Annotated in this window: 13 protein-coding genes and 1 pseudogene; 4 read left to right on the top strand and 10 right to left on the bottom strand. The window is 65.0% G+C overall.

The genetic code is table 11. The features are described from left to right. Positions 1-105 precede the first annotated feature (105 nt). From gltB to ACQY4T_RS19860, 4 genes are all read right to left on the bottom strand, one after another. Positions 106-4,746, bottom strand: coding sequence for a glutamate synthase large subunit (gene gltB / locus ACQY4T_RS19875; protein WP_428534242.1), 4,641 nt, complete (start codon positions 4,744-4,746; stop codon positions 106-108). A gap of 276 nt (positions 4,747-5,022) precedes the next feature. Continuing rightward, positions 5,023-5,826 carry a glutaminyl-peptide cyclotransferase gene (locus ACQY4T_RS19870; protein ID WP_428534240.1) on the bottom strand — a complete coding sequence of 268 codons (804 nt, stop codon included), beginning with the start codon at positions 5,824-5,826 and terminating at the stop codon, positions 5,023-5,025. Between the two features lie 101 nt (positions 5,827-5,927). Beyond that, positions 5,928-7,190, bottom strand: coding sequence for an ABC transporter substrate-binding protein (locus ACQY4T_RS19865; protein ID WP_428534238.1), 1,263 nt, complete (start codon positions 7,188-7,190; stop codon positions 5,928-5,930). Between the two features lie 73 nt (positions 7,191-7,263). Then, positions 7,264-7,968, bottom strand: coding sequence for a haloacid dehalogenase type II (locus tag ACQY4T_RS19860; protein WP_428534236.1), 705 nt, complete (start codon positions 7,966-7,968; stop codon positions 7,264-7,266). A 201-nt stretch (positions 7,969-8,169) separates the two neighbouring features. Between ACQY4T_RS19860 and ald the strand changes: the two genes are divergently transcribed. Further along, entirely contained in the window at positions 8,170-9,300 is a 1,131-nt protein-coding gene (ald, locus tag ACQY4T_RS19855; protein WP_428534234.1) for an alanine dehydrogenase, read from the top strand. A gap of 56 nt (positions 9,301-9,356) precedes the next feature. Here the strand turns inward: ald and ACQY4T_RS19850 are convergent, their stop codons facing one another. The 5 genes from ACQY4T_RS19850 to ACQY4T_RS19830 form a co-directional block, all read right to left on the bottom strand. Beyond that, positions 9,357-10,097, bottom strand: a complete 741-nt coding sequence (locus ACQY4T_RS19850) for a haloacid dehalogenase type II (RefSeq protein WP_428534232.1) — start codon at positions 10,095-10,097, stop codon at positions 9,357-9,359. 50 nt (positions 10,098-10,147) lie between these two features. After that, on the bottom strand, positions 10,148-11,479 hold the full coding sequence (gene hflX / locus ACQY4T_RS19845) for a GTPase HflX (protein ID WP_428534230.1): 1,332 nt from the start codon (positions 11,477-11,479) through the stop codon (positions 10,148-10,150). A 47-nt stretch (positions 11,480-11,526) separates the two neighbouring features. Then, positions 11,527-11,817 (bottom strand): RNA chaperone Hfq, encoded by a 291-nt coding sequence (gene hfq / locus ACQY4T_RS19840; RefSeq protein WP_428534228.1) that lies wholly within the window; start codon positions 11,815-11,817, stop codon positions 11,527-11,529. Between the two features lie 138 nt (positions 11,818-11,955). Beyond that, positions 11,956-12,603, bottom strand: coding sequence for an HAD family hydrolase (locus ACQY4T_RS19835; RefSeq protein ID WP_428534226.1), 648 nt, complete (start codon positions 12,601-12,603; stop codon positions 11,956-11,958). Positions 12,604-12,628: 25 nt separating this feature from the next. Further along, a complete protein-coding gene (locus ACQY4T_RS19830) occupies positions 12,629-14,035 on the bottom strand; it encodes a hypothetical protein (RefSeq protein WP_428534225.1) in 1,407 nt (468 codons plus the stop codon). 262 nt (positions 14,036-14,297) lie between these two features. Here ACQY4T_RS19830 and lipA point away from each other — a divergent pair. From lipA to ACQY4T_RS19815, 3 genes and pseudogenes are all read left to right on the top strand, one after another. Then, a pseudogene (gene lipA, locus ACQY4T_RS19825) lies at positions 14,298-15,260 on the top strand (lipoyl synthase); the annotation flags it as partial. Between the two features lie 145 nt (positions 15,261-15,405). After that, on the top strand, positions 15,406-15,891 hold the full coding sequence (locus ACQY4T_RS19820; RefSeq protein ID WP_428534223.1) for a type II toxin-antitoxin system RatA family toxin: 486 nt from the start codon (positions 15,406-15,408) through the stop codon (positions 15,889-15,891). 55 nt (positions 15,892-15,946) lie between these two features. Beyond that, positions 15,947-17,023, top strand: a complete 1,077-nt coding sequence (locus ACQY4T_RS19815) for a threonine aldolase family protein (RefSeq protein ID WP_428534221.1) — start codon at positions 15,947-15,949, stop codon at positions 17,021-17,023. A 13-nt stretch (positions 17,024-17,036) separates the two neighbouring features. Here the strand turns inward: ACQY4T_RS19815 and ACQY4T_RS19810 are convergent, their stop codons facing one another. After that, positions 17,037-17,882, bottom strand: coding sequence for a formate/nitrite transporter family protein (locus ACQY4T_RS19810; protein ID WP_428534219.1), 846 nt, complete (start codon positions 17,880-17,882; stop codon positions 17,037-17,039). Positions 17,883-17,976 lie beyond the last annotated feature (94 nt).

The following is a 17,976-nucleotide window of genomic DNA, read 5'->3' as shown; positions in this document are numbered from 1 at the left end:
TCATCCATGCCGCATCGACCGTTTGTCCTGTGCCCTGGCCGGCTGCACCGCCGCCGATGGTTCCCGACCGCCGCGCGCGCGGAGTGGTCCGCCAGCGTGGCCTGACTACTCGGCGGCGACCGCGGCGGTGGCCTCGGCTTGCAGCTCCAGCAAGGCGCGCTTGTAATCGCGCGGCATCACCTTGACGAACCGCGACAACGAGCCTTCCCAGTCCTCCAGCAACGCCCGCGCCTTGGCACTGCCGGTGAACAGCAAATGCCGCTCGACCACGATGCGCAGCCGTTCGGCGTCGAAGCGCAGCGGATCACCCATGCCGCTGTCATCGACACTGGCACCGCGTTGCCGCGGCCGACCCGGTTCGTCGGCAAGTCCGAGCTCTGCCACGCCGACCGCTTCCAGCTCGACGCCGGCCATGTTGCAGAGCCGGCTGAACCGGGCATTTTCGTCGTAGACATAGGCGACGCCGCCGGACATGCCGGCGGCGAAGTTGCGTCCGGTTTCGCCCAGCACCACCACCACGCCGCCGGTCATGTACTCGCAGCCATGGTCGCCACAGCCCTCGGCCACCGCCACGGCGCCGGAGTTGCGCACCGCGAACCGTTCGCCGGCAACCCCCTGGAAATACGCCTCTCCGGCAATCGCACCATACAGCACCGTATTGCCCACGATGATGTTCTTGGCCGGATCGCGCTTGGCGTTCGCCGGCTGGCGCACCACCACGCGACCACCGGATAGGCTCTTGCCGACATAGTCGTTGGCATCACCGCTCAGATACAGTGACACGCCGCGCGCCAGGAACGCGCCGAAACTCTGGCCGGCGTTGCCATCGAGATGGACCGAGATGGTGTCCTCCGGCAAACCGGCATGGCCATATCTGCGCGCGACCTCGCCCGACAGCATGGCACCGACGGTGCGGTGCACGTTGCGGATCGGATACTCCAGCCGCACCGGCATCTGCTGTTCCAATGCGGACGCGGCCTCGCGGATCAGCACCTGATCCATCGCCTTGTCGAGGTGGTGGTTCTGCGCTTCGCTGTGGTGGGTGCCGACGCCCGGTTTCAGCTCCGGCTGATACAGGATCCGGCTGAGATCGACACCGTGTGCCTTCCAGTGCTCCACCGCTCTGCGCGGGTCCAGCTTGCCAACCTGGCCGATCATTTCATTGAACGTGCGGAAGCCCAGCCTGGCCATCAATGCGCGCACTTCCTCGGCGATGAAGAAGAAGAAATTGATGACGTGTTCGGGGGTGCCGGTGAAGCGCTTGCGCAGCACCGGGTCCTGCGTCGCGATGCCAACCGGGCAGGTGTTCAGGTGGCACTTGCGCATCATGATGCAGCCCGCGGCGATCAATGGTGCGGTGGAAAAACCGAACTCGTCGGCGCCGAGCAGTGCCCCGATCACCACGTCGCGGCCGGTGCGCAGGCCGCCATCGACCTGCACCGCGATACGCGAGCGCAGTTCGTTTAGCACCAGGGTCTGCTGGGTTTCCGCCAGGCCGATTTCCCAAGGCGAACCGGCATGGGTCAGCGAGGTCAACGGGCTGGCACCGGTGCCCCCCTCGAACCCTGAGATCGTGACGTGATCCGCCCGCGCCTTGGACACGCCGGCGGCGACGGTGCCGACGCCGACCTCAGCCACCAGTTTGACCGAAATCCGCGCCTGCCCATTGGCGTTCTTCAGATCATGGATCAGTTGCGCCAGATCCTCGATCGAGTAGATGTCGTGGTGCGGCGGCGGCGAGATCAGGCCAACCCCCGGCGTCGAATAGCGCACGCGGGCAATGTTGCGGTCCACCTTATGGCCGGGCAATTGGCCGCCCTCGCCGGGCTTGGCGCCTTGCGCCATCTTGATCTGGATGTCGTCGGCGTTGACTAGGTATTCGGTCGTCACCCCGAACCGGCCGGACGCCACCTGCTTGATCGCCGACCGCTGCGAATCGCCGTTCGGCAACCGGACGTAGCGATCGGATTCCTCGCCGCCCTCGCCGGTGTTCGACTTGCCGCCGATCCGGTTCATCGCGACCGCCAGCGTGGTGTGGGCTTCGCGCGAGATCGACCCGAAGCTCATCGCCCCGGTGGCAAAACGCTTGACGATATCTTTCGCCGTTTCGACCTCGGCCAACGGCACCGGGGTCGGTGCGAACTTCAGGTCCATCAGGCCGCGAATGGTCAGCAGGCGCTCGCTCTGATCGTTGATCGTGCGGGTGAAGGCGTGGAACTCTTCGGGCAGGTCGCCACGCACCGCGTGCTGCAACTTGGCGACCGAGTCCGGCGTCCAGGCATGCGCCTCGCCGCGCAGCCGGAAGGCGTAATCGCCGCCGACGTCCAGCATGCCGCGATAGATCGGATTGTTGCCATAGGCCGAGCGGTGGCGCGCGACGGCTTCCTGGGCGATCTCGGTGAAACCGACGCCCTCGATCGTGGTCGCGGTGCGGGTGAAGCAGCGCTCGACGAACGCCGAGCTCAGCCCGACCGCGTCGAAGATCTGTGCGCCGCAATACGACTGATAGGTGGAGATGCCCATCTTGGACATCACCTTCATGACGCCCTTGCCGACCGCCTTCAGGTAGTTCTTCTTCACCTCGGCGGCCGAGGCGGTCATCTTCGACCGGACCCGGATCTGCTCCAGCGTTTCGAACGCCAAATAGGGGTTGATCGCCTCGGCCCCATAACCGGCCAGCACGCAGAAATGATGCACCTCACGCGCTTCGCCGGTTTCCACCACGATGCCGGTGCTCATGCGCAGGCCTTGGCGGATCAGGTGGTTGTGCACCGAAGCGGTGGCCAGCAGCGACGGGATCGGGATGCGGCCCTCGCCGACTTCGCGGTCCGACAGGATCAGGATGGTGTAATCGGCCAGCACCGCCTCGGTCGCCTCCTGGCAGACCCGCGAGATCGCCTTCTCCATGCCCTCGGCGCCGTCAGCCGCCGGCCAGGTGATGTCGATCGTGCGGGTGCGGAACGCGCCGCCGGCGACATTGTCGATGTCGCGGATTTTCTCCAGGTCGGTGTTGGTCAGGATCGGCTGGGCAACCTCCAGGCGCAGGTAGTTGCCGGCATGATGCCCCAGCAGGTTGGGCCGTGGCCCGATGATGGAGACCAGCGACATCACCAGTTCCTCGCGGATCGGATCGATCGGCGGATTGGTGACCTGGGCGAAGTTCTGCTTGAAGTAGTTGAACAACAACTTCGGCTTGTCCGACAGCACCGCCAGCGGCGTGTCGGTGCCCATCGAGCCCACCGGGTCGTCGCCAAGCGCGGCCATCGGCTGCAGGAAGAACTGGATGTCTTCCTGGGTGTAGCCGAACGCCTGCTGGTAGTGCAGCAAAGCGTCCAGATCGTTCGGCCGGGGCAGCGCGCGCTGCTCCTCGCTTTCGGGCAGTTCCTCCAGCTTGTACTGGGTCTGTTTCAGCCATTCCGCGTAGGGGTGTTCGCGCGCCAGCTTCTGCTTGATCTCGGCGTCGTCGATGATGCGGCCTTCTTCCAGGTCGATCAGTAGCATCCGGCCGGGCTGCAGCCGCCACTTGCGGACGATCTTTTCCTCCGGCACCGCCAGCACGCCGGATTCCGAGGCCAGGATGACGTAGTCGTCGTCGGTGATGACATAGCGCGCCGGGCGCAGCCCGTTGCGATCCAGTGTGGCGCCGATCTGGCGGCCATCGGTGAAGGCGATCGCCGCCGGCCCGTCCCACGGCTCCATCAGCGCGGCGTAATACTCGTAGAACGCCTTGCGTTCCGGATCCATCAGCGGATCGTGCGCCCAGGCTTCCGGGATCAGCATCATCATCGCATGCGACAGCGAGTAGCCGCCGGCCACCAGGATCTCCAGCGCGTTGTCGATACAGGCGGTGTCGGATTGCCCGTGCGGGATGATCGGCCACATCTTGTTCAGGTCCGGCCCGATCAAGTCGGATTCCATCGACCGCCGCCGCGCATACATCCAGTTGACGTTGCCGCGAACGGTGTTGATCTCGCCATTATGCGCCAGGAAGCGATACGGATGCGCCAGCTTCCAGGATGGGAACGTGTTGGTGGAAAAACGCTGATGCACCAGCGCCAGTGCCGAGGTCGTCAGCGGGTTCAGCAGATCCTGGTAGAAGTTGCCGACCTGGGTCGCCAGCAGCAGGCCCTTGTAGACCACCGTACGGGTCGAGAACGACGGCATGTAGAGTTCCGTCACGCCGGGAATTTTCCGCTTCTCGGCCAGCGCACGCAGGTTGTTCAGGATCTGCTTGCGGATCGCCAGGATCTTGCGCTCGAACGCCGCCTGGTCGCGGATCGACATGCTCGACCCGACGATCGCCTGGCGGATCACCGGCATGGTTTCGATGACGGTCTTGCCGAGCCCGGTCAGGTTGGTTGGCACGTCGCGCCAGCCAACAATGGTTTGGCCTTCCTTGGCCACCACCTGCTCGAAATGCTGGATCACGTGCTCACGCGCGGCGGCGTCGCGCGGCAGGAAGCACATCGCCACCGCATAGCGGCCGGCGGCCGGCAGCGACTTGCCGTTGGTGCGTGCCCAGTCGTTCAGCAATGCATCCGGCATCTGGATCAGGATGCCGGCGCCGTCACCCACCAGAGGATCAGCCCCGACCGCGCCGCGGTGATCGAGGTTCTCCAGGATTTTCAGACCCTGGTTGATGATGTCATGGGATTTTCGGCCCTTGATGTTCACCACGAAGCCGACGCCACAAGCGTCATGCTCGTTTTGCGGATCGTACAGGCCTTGTCTGACATCCTTCTGCATAGCCACGACTTTCCTTGGCGTAACATATTTGCCGTTGCGGGGTGCGCGCGGGCACAATGGACCTTTTTGCCTGCTGAATGAACGAATGGCAATGGTCCTGCCGCACCGCAGCGTAGGCTAAATCCGGCGCCAGCGGCAAGCAACAGCTTCGACCCCAGCCTAGGTCGCACCGTCCAGCAGACATCCGGCGCCACAGGCCAGGTTGGTCCCAATCACCGGCACCCGTCACTTGTCACCCGCACCCACACCCCCTCGGCGAAGACGGCGCGATCCGCGTCACGGCAAGCCGTGGCACGGATCAGCCCCGCTCTGCCGCGGTGACAGCGTGATCTGATACAATGAAGGCCAAAGCTTGCCGGTGACGAACATCCGATCGCCCGCCGCGTCATAAGCGATGCCGTTCGCCACATCCACCGCCCGATACTGCGAGGCCAGGGTCAACAGGTTGCTGACATCGATAAGCCCATCGACCACTCCGGTCCTCGGGTCGATCCGCACGATCTCGCTGGTCAGCCAGATATTGGCGTAGATCTCGCCTTTGATCCATTCCAGTTCGTTGATGTTCTTGATCGGGCGGCCCTCGCACGTCACGTGGATGCGGCCGATCTCGCTCTCGTTCGCCGGATCGAGCACGCGCAGGTCGCTGGTCCCGTCGCTCATGAACAGATCGGTGTCATCCTTGGTCATGCCCCAGCCTTCGCCGCTGTAGTGGAAATCCGACATCGGCCTGAAACTGCTCAGATCGTATACAAATCCGGTCTCCGCCTTGTAGGTCAAACCAACCAGCCGGTCTTTCCAGGTGACGATACCTTCGCCGAAGTATTTTGGATCGAGATCGTATTGCTGCAGCACCGCGCCGCTATCCAGCGCGACCTTGCGGATCGAAGACGTCCCGTTCCGCCCAGTACTCTCATACAGGAAACCGTCCTGGTAGAGCAGTCCCTCGGTAAAGGCGTTCGGATCGTGCGGGAAAGTCTTGACGATCACCGCGTTATATTCCGCGACGGCGGCGATCGACCGGCCAGGACTTACCGCGGCAAGACCGATGACCATCAAGGCAGCCGCTCTGAACATTCGCATCGTCATCGCCATGCCCCCCATCGCCATGCTGCCCCCGACATCCACAATGCCTCGGCGCGGCCGGTGAAGCCCCGACGGACCACGTGCCAAAGCCTAGCCGCTCAGCTCCAGCCCTTGAATGGCAAGGCGACTGGCTGCACCGCGGACTTGTCGGGCCAGACGGGGACGTATTTCTTGCCCTCCAATTGCACAAGCAATGTCGCCGCCAGGGTATTCTGCCCCTTCGCGTCGTATTTGATGCCGTCGTAGCCGATCATCAGTTGTTCCGGCTTCAAATCCTGGCTCACCAACGCCGCCTGGATCTTGGCCGGCACCGTTGACCCCGCCCGGTCGATCGCGTCCATCAGCGCCAGGAAACCCTGCATGCCGCGCGCCGAGGTATCGTCCAGCGCGTGCCCGGCGTGCTTCTGATAAAGTCCGTTCACCACATACGACGCCGAACCGGGCTTGCCGATGTCGAACGAACTGCGGTTGATCGCACCCTGCGCCAGATCACTCACTGCCTCGATGAACGCATTGTCGGAAAACCCGGAATCATCCCCGATCAACACCGGAGGCTTCCAGTTCAACGTGTGCATCGTCTTCATGAATAAAATCGAGTCCGATGTGTAACTGACGAAGATCACTGCATCCACCGCAGCGCTTTTCAATTGCAAGACCTGCGCGCTGACATCGCTGGAGTTGGCGTTATACGCGATCCGAGGATCGACCTTCAGCCCCTTGTCGGCTAACGCGGCAACGATCGCATCGCCCGTCGAACTGCCGTATTCGGTATTCTCATTGACCACTGCAACCTTGTCGATCTTGAACCCCGCCGTCTTGCGCTCGGTCAGGAACGACGCATACGCCGCGCCGAAATCCGTGCCGATCGGCGTCGGTCGAAAGAACCATTTGAAGCCACGTTGCGTCAGGCTCGGGGCCGACGACTCGCTGGCCATGAAAGGGATGCCGTATCGTTCGGCCACCGCGCTGGCGGTCAACGTGCAGCTCGATTGGTAGCAACCAGCCAGGGCGACGACCTTGTTCTGGGTGATCAGACGAAGCGCCTCGCTCTGCGCGATCGCCGGATTGCCCTGGTGGTCGGCAAAAACGACCTCCACCTTGCGCCCGCCCAGACCAGGCAATCCGGCGCCAGTCGCCAGCGGTAGGTTGGGCAACTCGGGGTGCGGGTTGTTGATGATATCGACGGCGACCTCGATCGCCTGCTTCACTGAAATGCCGGCCGATGCGGCACCCCCTGTCAGCGGGTACGGCGCGCCGATCCTCACCGGCGCGTCGGCGGCGTGCAACCGCCGCGGCAGCACCGCCAGGGCAGGGGCCGCCAGACCCAGGCGAGCGATCGTTCGGCGAGTGGCGTTCGGCATCCCGTTCCCCTTCTGCGTATTCCGGACCGTGCATAGAGCATGAGCCGGCCGAACGGAACGGCCCCAACCCCGGTCAGGCCATCAGCTCGGCCAGCTCGGTCATGCTGGACACGATCAGGTCCGGCTGATACGGCCAGTGCGCGAACGGACGACGGCGGCGGTCGATGAACGCGGTGCGCATGCCAGCCGCCTTGGCGCCGACACAGTCGAACTCGTGATTCGCCACGAACAGCACCTGATCCATCGTCACACCCAGCCTGCGCGCCGCCATCTCGTAGGTCGCCCGGTGCGGCTTGAACACGTTCGCCTCGGCCACCGAGATCACCGCGTCGAACGGTATGCCGTGATACGGCTTCGCACGCTCCAGCATGTCGGGGTCGCCATTGGATAGCACCGCCAGCTTGAAGCGCGTCCGCAGACGATCCAGCGCCGCGGGAACCTCGGGGAAGCATCGCAGCCGTTCGATGGCGCCAACCAGCGCGCAAACCTCGTCCTCGGTGTGGGCGATGCCGGCCCGATCCATCACCTGACGCACCGAAAGTTCGCCGATTTTGCGATACGCCATGCGCTCACGCTGCAGCAGCGCATCGATCATCGAGTTTTCGAAATGCGTGCGCCGCCACCAGGTGACGAAGCTGTTGGGATCGCCCGCCCAGCCCTTCGCCCGGAGCAATTCGGCCGCAACATCGCGCAGCCCGCCCTGCATGTCCACGACGGTGCCGTACTGGTCGAACATGCAGACCATAACGGACGACTTCAGCGCTGCGATATCGGTCATGACTGTCCCCCTGGGCTGTCCCCCGGCTCGGACCATGTTGGCGAACCCCCGGCCTGAGGTCGAATATCCGGATTCGGACGCCCCCGCCAAATGTCAGGACCAAATGTCCCGCCCAAATGTCCGGACCAAATGTCCCTGGGGCGTATTGAATTTGGCCGCCCCGCCGCCGATCTCAGGATCGTCATCGTACGGAGCAGGCAGTTGAAGGTTGGCGTTCCGAAAGAGATCAAGACCCAGGAATACCGCGTCGGCATGACCCCCGCCGGAGTGCGCGAACTGGTCCAGCACGGCCACGTTCTCCTGGTCGAGCACGACGCCGGCGCCGGTATCGGCTTCGGCGATGACACCTACCGCGCCGCCGGCGCCAGCATCGTCGACAACCCGACCGAGCTGTTCGCCGGCGCCGAGATGATCGTCAAGGTGAAAGAGCCGCAACCGCCGGAAATTGCCTTGCTCCGCCGTGGCCACGTGCTGTTCACCTACCTTCATCTCGCCGCCGACATGGCTCAGACCCGCGGGCTGCGGCAGTCAGGCGCCACCTACATCGCCTATGAAACCGTCACCGACCGCGCCGGATCGCTGCCGCTGCTGGCGCCAATGAGCGAGGTCGCCGGGCGCATGGCGGTCCAGGTCGGCGCACACTGCCTGGAACGCGAGCAGGGCGGCGCCGGCATCCTGCTGGGCGGGGTCCCCGGCGTGCCGCCCGCCAAGGTGGTGGTGCTGGGCGGCGGGGTGTCCGGCACCAACGCCGCCCGCATGGCGGTGGGCCTGGAAGCCAGCGTCACCATCATCGACAAATCCCTGACCCGACTGAAGGAACTGGACCTGCAATTCGGACCGCGGGCAACCACGCTGTTCGCCACCACCCAATCGATCGAGCAGGCCGTGCTGGCCGCCGACCTGGTCATCGGCGCCGTGCTGGTGCCGGGCGCCGCCGCCCCCAAACTGGTCACCCGCGAGATGATCGGGCGCATGCGACCGGGCGCGGTCGTCGTCGACATCGCCATCGATCAGGGCGGCTGTTTCGAGACCAGTCGCCCGACCACGCACTCCGATCCAATCTTTATCGAACAGGGCGTGGTGCATTATTGCGTCACCAACATGCCCGGGGCAGTGGCGCGGACCTCTACGTTCGCACTGACCAACGCCACCTTGCCGTTCGTGCTGGCGCTCGCCGGCAAGGGTTGGCGGCAGGCAATGCTGGACGATCCGCACCTGGCCTCGGGCCTGAACATTCACGCCGGGCAGGTCACCCACCTGGCCGTCGCCCAGGCGCTCGGGCTGCACCACACCGCGGTGCGCGACGCCCTGGTGCCGATGGTGCAGACCTGAATCAAATGCCAACCTGATCCCCGCCGCAGCGCGCCCGGGCCATCAGGGCAGGGCGTCTATATCGAAGTGTCAAGCAGCCCAGGCAGACCAAGCAGCGAACTCACCACGGCGTCGGGTGCCAGGTTCAGCGCCTCGGTCTGCGAACGCAAGGCCCGGAACATCTCCGCCGGCCCGATCCGGCCCGCCGCCAACTCCTGCCGCAGCGCCGCCGGCGTCACCCGCTCGATCCGCGCCACCTTGAAGCCGAAGCCGCGCGCGCCGGCGACGTCAAAACCGTTCGAGGACACGAACAGGACCTCTTGTGGCCGGACGCCAAGCCGTTCCTGCACCAGTTCGTAGGCGCGGCGGTCCGGCTTGTAGGCCTGCTTGGCATCGACGCTGATCACCGCCTGGAGATATCGATCCAGCCCGCTGTTGCGCACCAGAGCGTCCAACATGGTCGGGCTGCCATTGGACAGGATCGCCAGCCGGAATCGTGCCAGTTGCCCTAGCGCCTGCTCCGCCTCGGGGTAGGCCGACAATGTCTCGTAGGCATCGACGATACGCTCGACAAGCGCAGCGTCGGCGGCCAGGCCAAGCGTATCCAGCGTGTAGCGAAGCGCTTCGCCGGTGACGACCCGAAAATCCTGGTAGCGGCCCATCAGCGAGCGCAGCCAGCTATATTCCAACTGCTTCAGCCGCCAGACCTGGGTGATGTATTCGCCATGGCCGGGAAACGCCGCCTCGGTGGCGGCGGCGACCGATCCCACATCGAACAGCGTGCCATAGGCATCGAACACGACCGCCGCGATCGTCATGGCCCTGCCGCCGTGGCTGCCCCATCGTCGATGCCGTCACGCCGCATCGGTCAGGCGCGCTCGAACCGGGCGCGATCCGCCGGCAACAGCCGCACCTTCATGTGCACCGCGGCATCGTCGTCGTGGCGCTCCACCACCTCGCCGTGCTGATACAGCCACGCCATGCGGGCGCCGTCCTGCGGCGGGATGTCATAGTTTGCGACCTCCATCCCCTCGGCGATACGCCGGTCGATCGCCGCCTTTAGCGTATCCAGCCCGTCCCCGGTCACCGCCGAAACCGCCACTGCCCCGTCGCGCGGCGGAACCCGAGCCACGCCGCCCAACAGGTCGGCCTTGTTCAGCACCTCGATCGTTCGCTCCGGCCAGCCCGGGTCCAGCGTGCCGTCGGCCACCATGTCATCCAGCACCTTGATGACGTCGCCGCGCTGCGCCACCGTCTCCGGGTGAGCGGCATCCCGCACATGCAGGATGACATCCGCCTCGGACACTTCTTCCAGCGTCGCGCGGAACGCTTCCACCAACTCGTGCGGCAACTGGCTGATGAACCCGACCGTATCGGACAGGATCGCGCGCCGCCCAGAGGCCAGCCGCAATCCGCGCATTGTCGGATCCAGCGTCGCGAACAACTGATCCTTGGCGCTAACCTCGGCTCCGGTCAGCGCATTGAACAGCGTCGACTTCCCCGCATTGGTATAGCCAACCAATGCGATCACCGGAAACGGCACCCGCCGGCGCGCCGACCGGTGTAGCCCGCGGGTCCGCCGGACCTGCTCCAGGTCCTTGCGCAATCGGACCAGGCGATCATCGATCAACCGCCGGTCGGCCTCGATCTGGGTCTCGCCGGGACCGCCCAGGAAGCCGAAGCCGCCGCGCTGGCGCTCGAGGTGGGTCCATGACCGTACCAGCCGCGACCGCTGATACGCCAGATGCGCCAGTTCGACCTGAAGCGTGCCCTCCTTGGTGGCGGCGCGCTCGCCGAAAATATCCAGGATCAGCCCGGTGCGGTCGATCACCTTGCAGTTCCAGGCGCGCTCCAGGTTGCGCTGCTGCACCGGCGACAAGGCTGCGTCGACAACCACCACCTCGATATCGTTGCGACTGATTGCCTCCCCCTGGATCGCCACCTGGCCTTCGCCAAACAGCAGCGACGGGCGCCGGGTGCGCAGCGGCAGAATCGCGGTATGCGTAACGATCAGCCCGATCGATGCTGTCAGACCCACCGCCTCGGCAAGTCTGGCTTCAGCCGCGCGCGGCTGCTCGACGCCGGGCAACTCCCGGAGCTGTCGTTCCCAAGGCAGGATGACAGCCGCGCGGACCGTGGTATCCGTCCGCTCGGCAGCCGGGGTCGGAACCGCGACATCCGCACGCGGCGGATCAGTCACGTCTGCAAAAACCGGCTTGACCGATCGGGATTTCACAGCTCGATTGTTCAGTCGTTCGCGGTCACGCCGCTGAGTTCCCGAGCCGGCGCCGCGGCGCCTTCCACCTTGGTCGCATCGAACAACTGGATCGGTGCACCCGGCATCACGGTGCTGATGGCGTGTTTGTACACCAGTTGGGTATGCCCATCCCGGCGCAGCAGAACGGAAAAATTGTCAAACCAGGTGATGATCCCCTGCAGTTTGACACCGTTCACAAGGAAAACCGTTACCGGCGTTTTACTTTTCCGCACGTGGTTCAGGAAGACGTCCTGAACGTTCTGCGATTTCTCGTTGGCCACGGCCACAATCCTTCTTCTTCATGTGCGAGCGTGCGACTTTTATCGGCGAGTTCTACGCGCGAGATCACTTCGAACCGAGGACCCGGGCGGTTCGTGGCACGTCCGACCGAGTTTCGATACTCTAACAGCCCACCCCCCTCACGCAAGGTCACGTAATCGTGTGCGAAGGTCATGAGCCGATGGGAAATGGATATGCGGAGCGGCGCGTTCAACGCCCCCGTCGTGATCCGCGTTGCCGATAAGCACGGCTGTCACCCCCGCGGCTCGCGCCGCCTGCATGTCCAGCGCCGTATCGCCCATGTACCAAACCGAGGCGTCGCCGGTTCGGCCCAACCGCGACAAGGCAAGCTGGATCGGCGCCGGGTCGGGCTTATCGGCCGCGGCGTCGCCGGCCCCCACCACGGCGCCGAAAAACCTGTCCCATCCCAGATGCGTCACTTCGCGCCGCAGGAACGCCCCGGCCTTGTTGGAAATGATGCCTTGCGGCCAGCCCCTCCCCGCCTCCAGCACCCGCGGCACCCCAGGCATCGGGCTGACGTGCTCCAGGTGCTGCTGCCGCAGGGTCTCGTAGAAGATATCACGAGCCTGCTCCCATCGGTCGCCAAACATCACCGGGAAACTGTCCCGCAATGAAACGCGCACCCGGTTTCGGGTGTCGTCCACGCTCCAAAGCGGGTGGCCGAACGCGGCGAAGGCTGCATTCAGCGCGGCGGTGATGCCGGCCCATCCGTCAACCAGCGTGTTGTCCCAGTCATACAGCAGCACAGACGGCCGGCCATCCCGCATTAGGCTTGCACGCTGCTCAGCGCCGTCATGGACTACTCGCACCGACCTTGAAGCGCGCTTCGTCATCACCCGCCGCGGCCATCGGATCGCCGGGGTTCAATCCGCTCGGTGCCACGACGCCGTCGTTCGAGACAGCGCCGCTCAACTCGCCGGACCCCGGGTCGCCACCGCTCGGCGTGCCCGAGGCCGCATCATCGAACCCGGACGCCGGGCGTTGCAGGCGCGCCAGCATGCAGGCGTTGGCGCAGACCCGTAGCCAGCCGTCGAACGACAGGTCGTGCGCATTGTCCTCCGGGGCAAAGCGGTCGATGTAGCCCTTCAGCAGGCCGGGCATGATCACCTCCACCATGCCCGCCGGTCGGTCGCGTTCGGCCTGCACCACCCACAGCAGGGTCGCCTCACCATACCGGCTCAGCGCCAGGTGCAACGGCAGGATTTCCGCTTCGGAAACCGCCGACCCGAACTGATAGACGAAGATCTTGTCCGCGGCTTCGAGTTCCTCGATGAACTTGCGGCGCAGAAACCTCAACCGAGCCGCTTCCTGTTCCCGCATCAACCAGACGCTGCGCTGTCCCTCATAGACGAAACTATGGTACACCAGACCGAACTTTTTCTCGTGGATCATGTACTCCTTGCGGGCTTCGCCTTCCAGCCGAGGATCGATATCGTCAATCTCGCCCAGGCCGGCAAACCCGTTATCTATGCCGCGGATAAGGTTGCGCATGAACGTGCTGGAGAACCGCAGCAAGCCCAGCGGTTCGGCGTCACAGCGGCGCTGAAACAGCCCGAACTCGCAATTCTCGCCAAGTGATTCGAACGCCATTGCGATCTGCGGAAGGCTCAGTCCGGTGCGGCGCGTCGCCCACTCCGCCAATTCGCCACCAGTACGGACGCCAAGGCCCGGATCCTGCGGCCCCCGATCCTGCGGCCCCCGATCCTGCGGCGCACCCAGCATCAACCCGGTCGGCAAACGCCGGTGCCGAGCAGCGGTCGAATGCGCCACCTTCAGCAGCTTCGCCTCGGATACCGCGAATGCCAACGACCGATCATCGGCGATATCGGAAAAATCGTGCGGACAAGCGGCATCCGGGTGTTGCAGCGTGACCACCATTCGCTCGGTTCGGCGCCCAAGGCGGGCCGGAATACGATAGCCCAGCAAGGTCGGGCGGCTGATCTCGCTCGACCCGACGACACAGTCATCGACCGAGACGATCAACCGCTGACTGGGCAATTCCGGCGCGTGAACGAACGGCACGACATCGAGCATCAACACATGCTCGGCCGCCTCGACGAGCCGGGGAAACACCAGATGACTCTCCGCCCCGACACCCCAGGTGAACGCATCCTCGGCCCGCGCCCAGCCGCCCCCGAGAAAGGCCAGGCTATTGCCGGTCGCCGCGAAGCTGATCGTCAGGTCACATTCGACTGCCATCTCACGCCTTGTGTTTCCGATCCCTTAGACGCCGAGGTCCAACGTCTGCGCGCCGGTTCCGAAGCTTTGACTACTATTTGATGAAAGCCCCTTTTGACAAGCGCCCCGCACAGCCAGAAACGCGAAACTAACGCCGGAATCTCGACAAAAAACGATACCGATCCCGCGCCACAAGACGTCGCCGCCTTCGCATACCCGTTGACCTCATCGCTACGCGGCACTGCTTGACGGGGTGCCAGCCGCCGTCCACATCAGCCTGGCCATGTCAACAACCCGCCTTGTCATCGATCATCGCAGCCAGGTCCCGGTCCGGCATCCCGAAAAGATGCGCCGGCCGGACAACCCGATCCAGCGCAAGCCGGCCTGGATCAGGGTCAAAGCGCCGACCCACCCGATCTACCATGAGACCAAGGCACTGATCCGAGACAACCGTCTGGTCACGGTGTGCGAAGAAGCCGCCTGTCCCAACATCGGGGAGTGCTGGTCGCAGCGCCACGCCACGATGATGATCATGGGCGATATCTGCACCCGCGCCTGCGCCTTCTGCAACGTCCGCACCGGCCAGCCGCTGCCGCTCGCCGGCGATGAACCCGACCGCGTCGCCGACGCAGTCGCCAAGCTCGGTCTGCGCCACGTGGTGATCACCTCGGTGGACCGCGACGACCTGCCGGACGGCGGCGCGGCGCATTTCGCTGCCGTGATCGGAGCCATCCGTAAGGCCGCCACCGACACCACGATCGAGGTGCTGACGCCGGACTTCCTGCGCAAGCCAGGCGGGGCGGAGATCATCGCCGCCGCCCGTCCCGACGTCTTCAACCACAATCTCGAGACGGTACCGCGGCTCTACCCGGGGGTCCGCCCCGGCGCCCGTTACTACCAATCGCTGCGGCTGCTGGATCGGGTGAAGCAGATCGACGCGTCGATCTTTACCAAGTCCGGGTTGATGGTGGGCCTGGGCGAGGCGAAGACCGAGATCATGCAAGTGATGGACGACCTGCGCATCGCCGATGTCGATTTCCTGACCATCGGCCAATACCTGCAGCCGTCGGTCAAGCACGCTGCGGTCGACCGTTTCGTCACACCGGACGAATTCGCCGATTACGCCTCGATCGCGCGGGCCAAGGGGTTCCTCTTGGTTGCCGCCACCCCGCTGACCCGTAGTTCCTATCATGCCGACGCCGATTTCGCGTCGCTGCGAGCAGCGCGGGGAGCCAAACTGCGAGCAGCGCGGGAAGACAAACTGCGAGCCACGCGGGAAGACAAACCGCGAGCCACGCGGGAAGACAACCTGCGAGCCACGCAGGAAGCGGAAGTGCCGTTACCTCGCGACGAGCAACCGGCTCAAAGCGCCACCTGATGCCCGGTCTCTGATGCCCACCCATGCGGAGCGGAGGATCGTCCCCTACACCCCAGAACAACTGTTCGATCTGGTGGCCGATGTTGGGTCCTATCCGCAATTCCTGCCCTGGTGCGTCGGCTCCCGGGTGCGCAGCCGCACCGACACCCTTCTGGTGTCCGACCTGACGATCGGTTTCGGGCCGTTTCGAGAAACCTTCACCAGCCGCGTAACGCTCGCTCGGCCCAAACGTGTCATGGTGACATACGAAAATGGGCCGTTCCGCTATCTCAACAACCAATGGGACTTCGCGCCCCACCACAGCGGCACCGAGGTCGCGTTCTTCGTCGATTTCGAGTTCCGCAGCCGCATCCTGCAGGCCGCGATCGGAGTCGTTTTCAACGAGGCGGTGCGCCGCATGGTGAACGCCTTCCGCAAACGCGCCCGCGACGTCTATGGTCCACCGGTGTCGGCTGACCAGCTTCTGCGTGACCAGCCTCCGGGCAAGCCAGTCTCCTAGCCGCGTGGCTGGCACAACCGGCCCATCCAAGAACCGACCACAAAAGGATCGCCGCATGGTCTATGCGCCCGTTCAGCCGGACCGGTCCCTGCCTCCGCTCCGGATCAACCTGTTTTCCGACACCCAGACCCGCCCCTCCGCCGGCATGAAGGATGCAATGATGCGCGCCGAACTCGGCGACGAGCAGAACGGCGATGATCCCACGGTGAACGCGCTGTGCCAGCGGATGGCGGCGCTGCTGGGCAAGCCGGCGGCAATGTTCCTGCCAACCGGCACCATGTGCAATCAGATTTCCATCCTGGTGCACTGCCGCCCGGGGGATGAGATCCTGGCCCACCAGGACGCCCACATCGTCGCCAACGAAGGCGGTGGCCCCGGCGCCCTGGCCGGAGCCGTGGTGCTCGGACTGCAAGGCGCCCGCGGCATGTTCGAAGCCGCGACGCTAAAGGCCGCGCTGCGGGAAAAACGCCGACACGCCCCGCCGCAGACCCTGGTCGCGGTCGAGCAGACATCAAACGCCGGCGGCGGTTCGGTCTGGCCGCCGGCGCTGCTGACCGAGGTGCTGTGCCTAGCCCATGACGAAGCCATGCACACCCACATGGATGGCGCCCGGCTGATGAACGCGGCGGTCGCCGCCGGCGCGCCGGCCAGCAAAATGGCGCGGCACTGCGACTCCGTGTGGCTGGATTTCACCAAGGGATTGGGCGCCCCGCTGGGCGCCGTGCTGTGCGGGTCCGAGGCGTTCATCGACCAGGCCTGGCGCTGGAAACAGCGGCTCGGCGGTTCGCTGCGCCAGGCCGGCCTATGCGCGGCCGCGTGTCTCTACGCGCTCGACCACAACATCGACCGCTTGGCCGAGGATCATGCCAATGCCCGCGATCTCGCCCGCAACCTGGCACGGGTGCCCGGGCTGGCAGTCGAGCAACCGGAAACCAACCTGGTTTTCTTCGATAGCAGCGCCACCGGCCTGACCGCCGAGACCCTGGCGCGCCTGCTGCGGCGCCAGGGCATATCGGTCTCGACCGTGGGTGCCTATCGGCTGCGCGCCTGCACCCACCTCGACGTCGACGCCGCGGGAGTGGCTCTTGCCGCCGAGGTCATTGCCCAGACGGTAAGATCGGCTAGGCCATGAAACTCGCGGCGCATCACGCCATCCCGTTGCGGTCCTTCAGTTCGCCGGCCAGCGGCGCATGGTTCAGCAGCGCGACAAGGATGGTGCCCCCGGCGACATTGCCCAGGAAGGTCGGCACCAGGAAGCGGAACAGGTAGTCACCGACGCTGGCGTGTCCGACCAGGACACCGAACGCCGCCTCGACCGATCCGGCGATGATGTGCGGAAACTGGCAGATCGCGATGACGTAGGTCAGCAGAATGATGATCATCGCGCGGCTGGCGTTGGCGGCCGGCAGCAGCCAGACCATCAAGCCGATCAGCCAGCCGGCCGACCCGCCGGTTATAACCGTATGCCAGAACGGCCCCTTCATCGTCAGCGCCGACAACTCCTCCATCGCCTGTATCGTCGGGGCGGGAAAAATGCCCTCTTGCACAGCGATCGCGGCAAACATCCAGGTGGCGGCGATGTTGGCAGTCAGCACGATGACCCAGACCCGCAACGTCAGCCGCAGGGTGCGGAGGTTGCGCCGCGTCAGCGCCGGGATCACCGCGGTCAGCGTGGTCTCGGTGAACAGTTGCTGACGACCCAGGATGACGATCAGAAACCCGATCGAGTAGCCGAAGCCGGAAACCAGCGGCCGCCACGCCGTGTCGGGCAGCCGCGCCTGCAACGTCGCCTGCGCCAGGAACGAAAACCCGATCGACAGGCCGGCGGCGATACCGGACCAGGCCAGGCCGTTGAACGAGCGCTCGAGTTCCTCCTCGCCCTGGTCGCGAACGATTTCGTGGATCACCAGCGCACCGATCGGTGCTCCGGCGGCGGCCTGGCGCTGCTCCTTCCTGTCTAGATGCGGTGATTCTTCTCCGGCCTCGGCCATGGCTGCTTCCTGTTGACGTGCGCGAGCGTAACGCTCCGATCGATGCAAGGATCCTCACGCGTTCGCGGCTTGCCCCAGCATGCGGCGACCGGTG

The organism is Rhodopila sp. (assembly GCF_965277825.1).
Taxonomy (GTDB): domain Bacteria; phylum Pseudomonadota; class Alphaproteobacteria; order Acetobacterales; family Acetobacteraceae; genus Rhodopila.
Note: the sequence above shows the minus strand (reverse complement) of the source record. Positions and strands in the feature narration are given on the sequence as shown.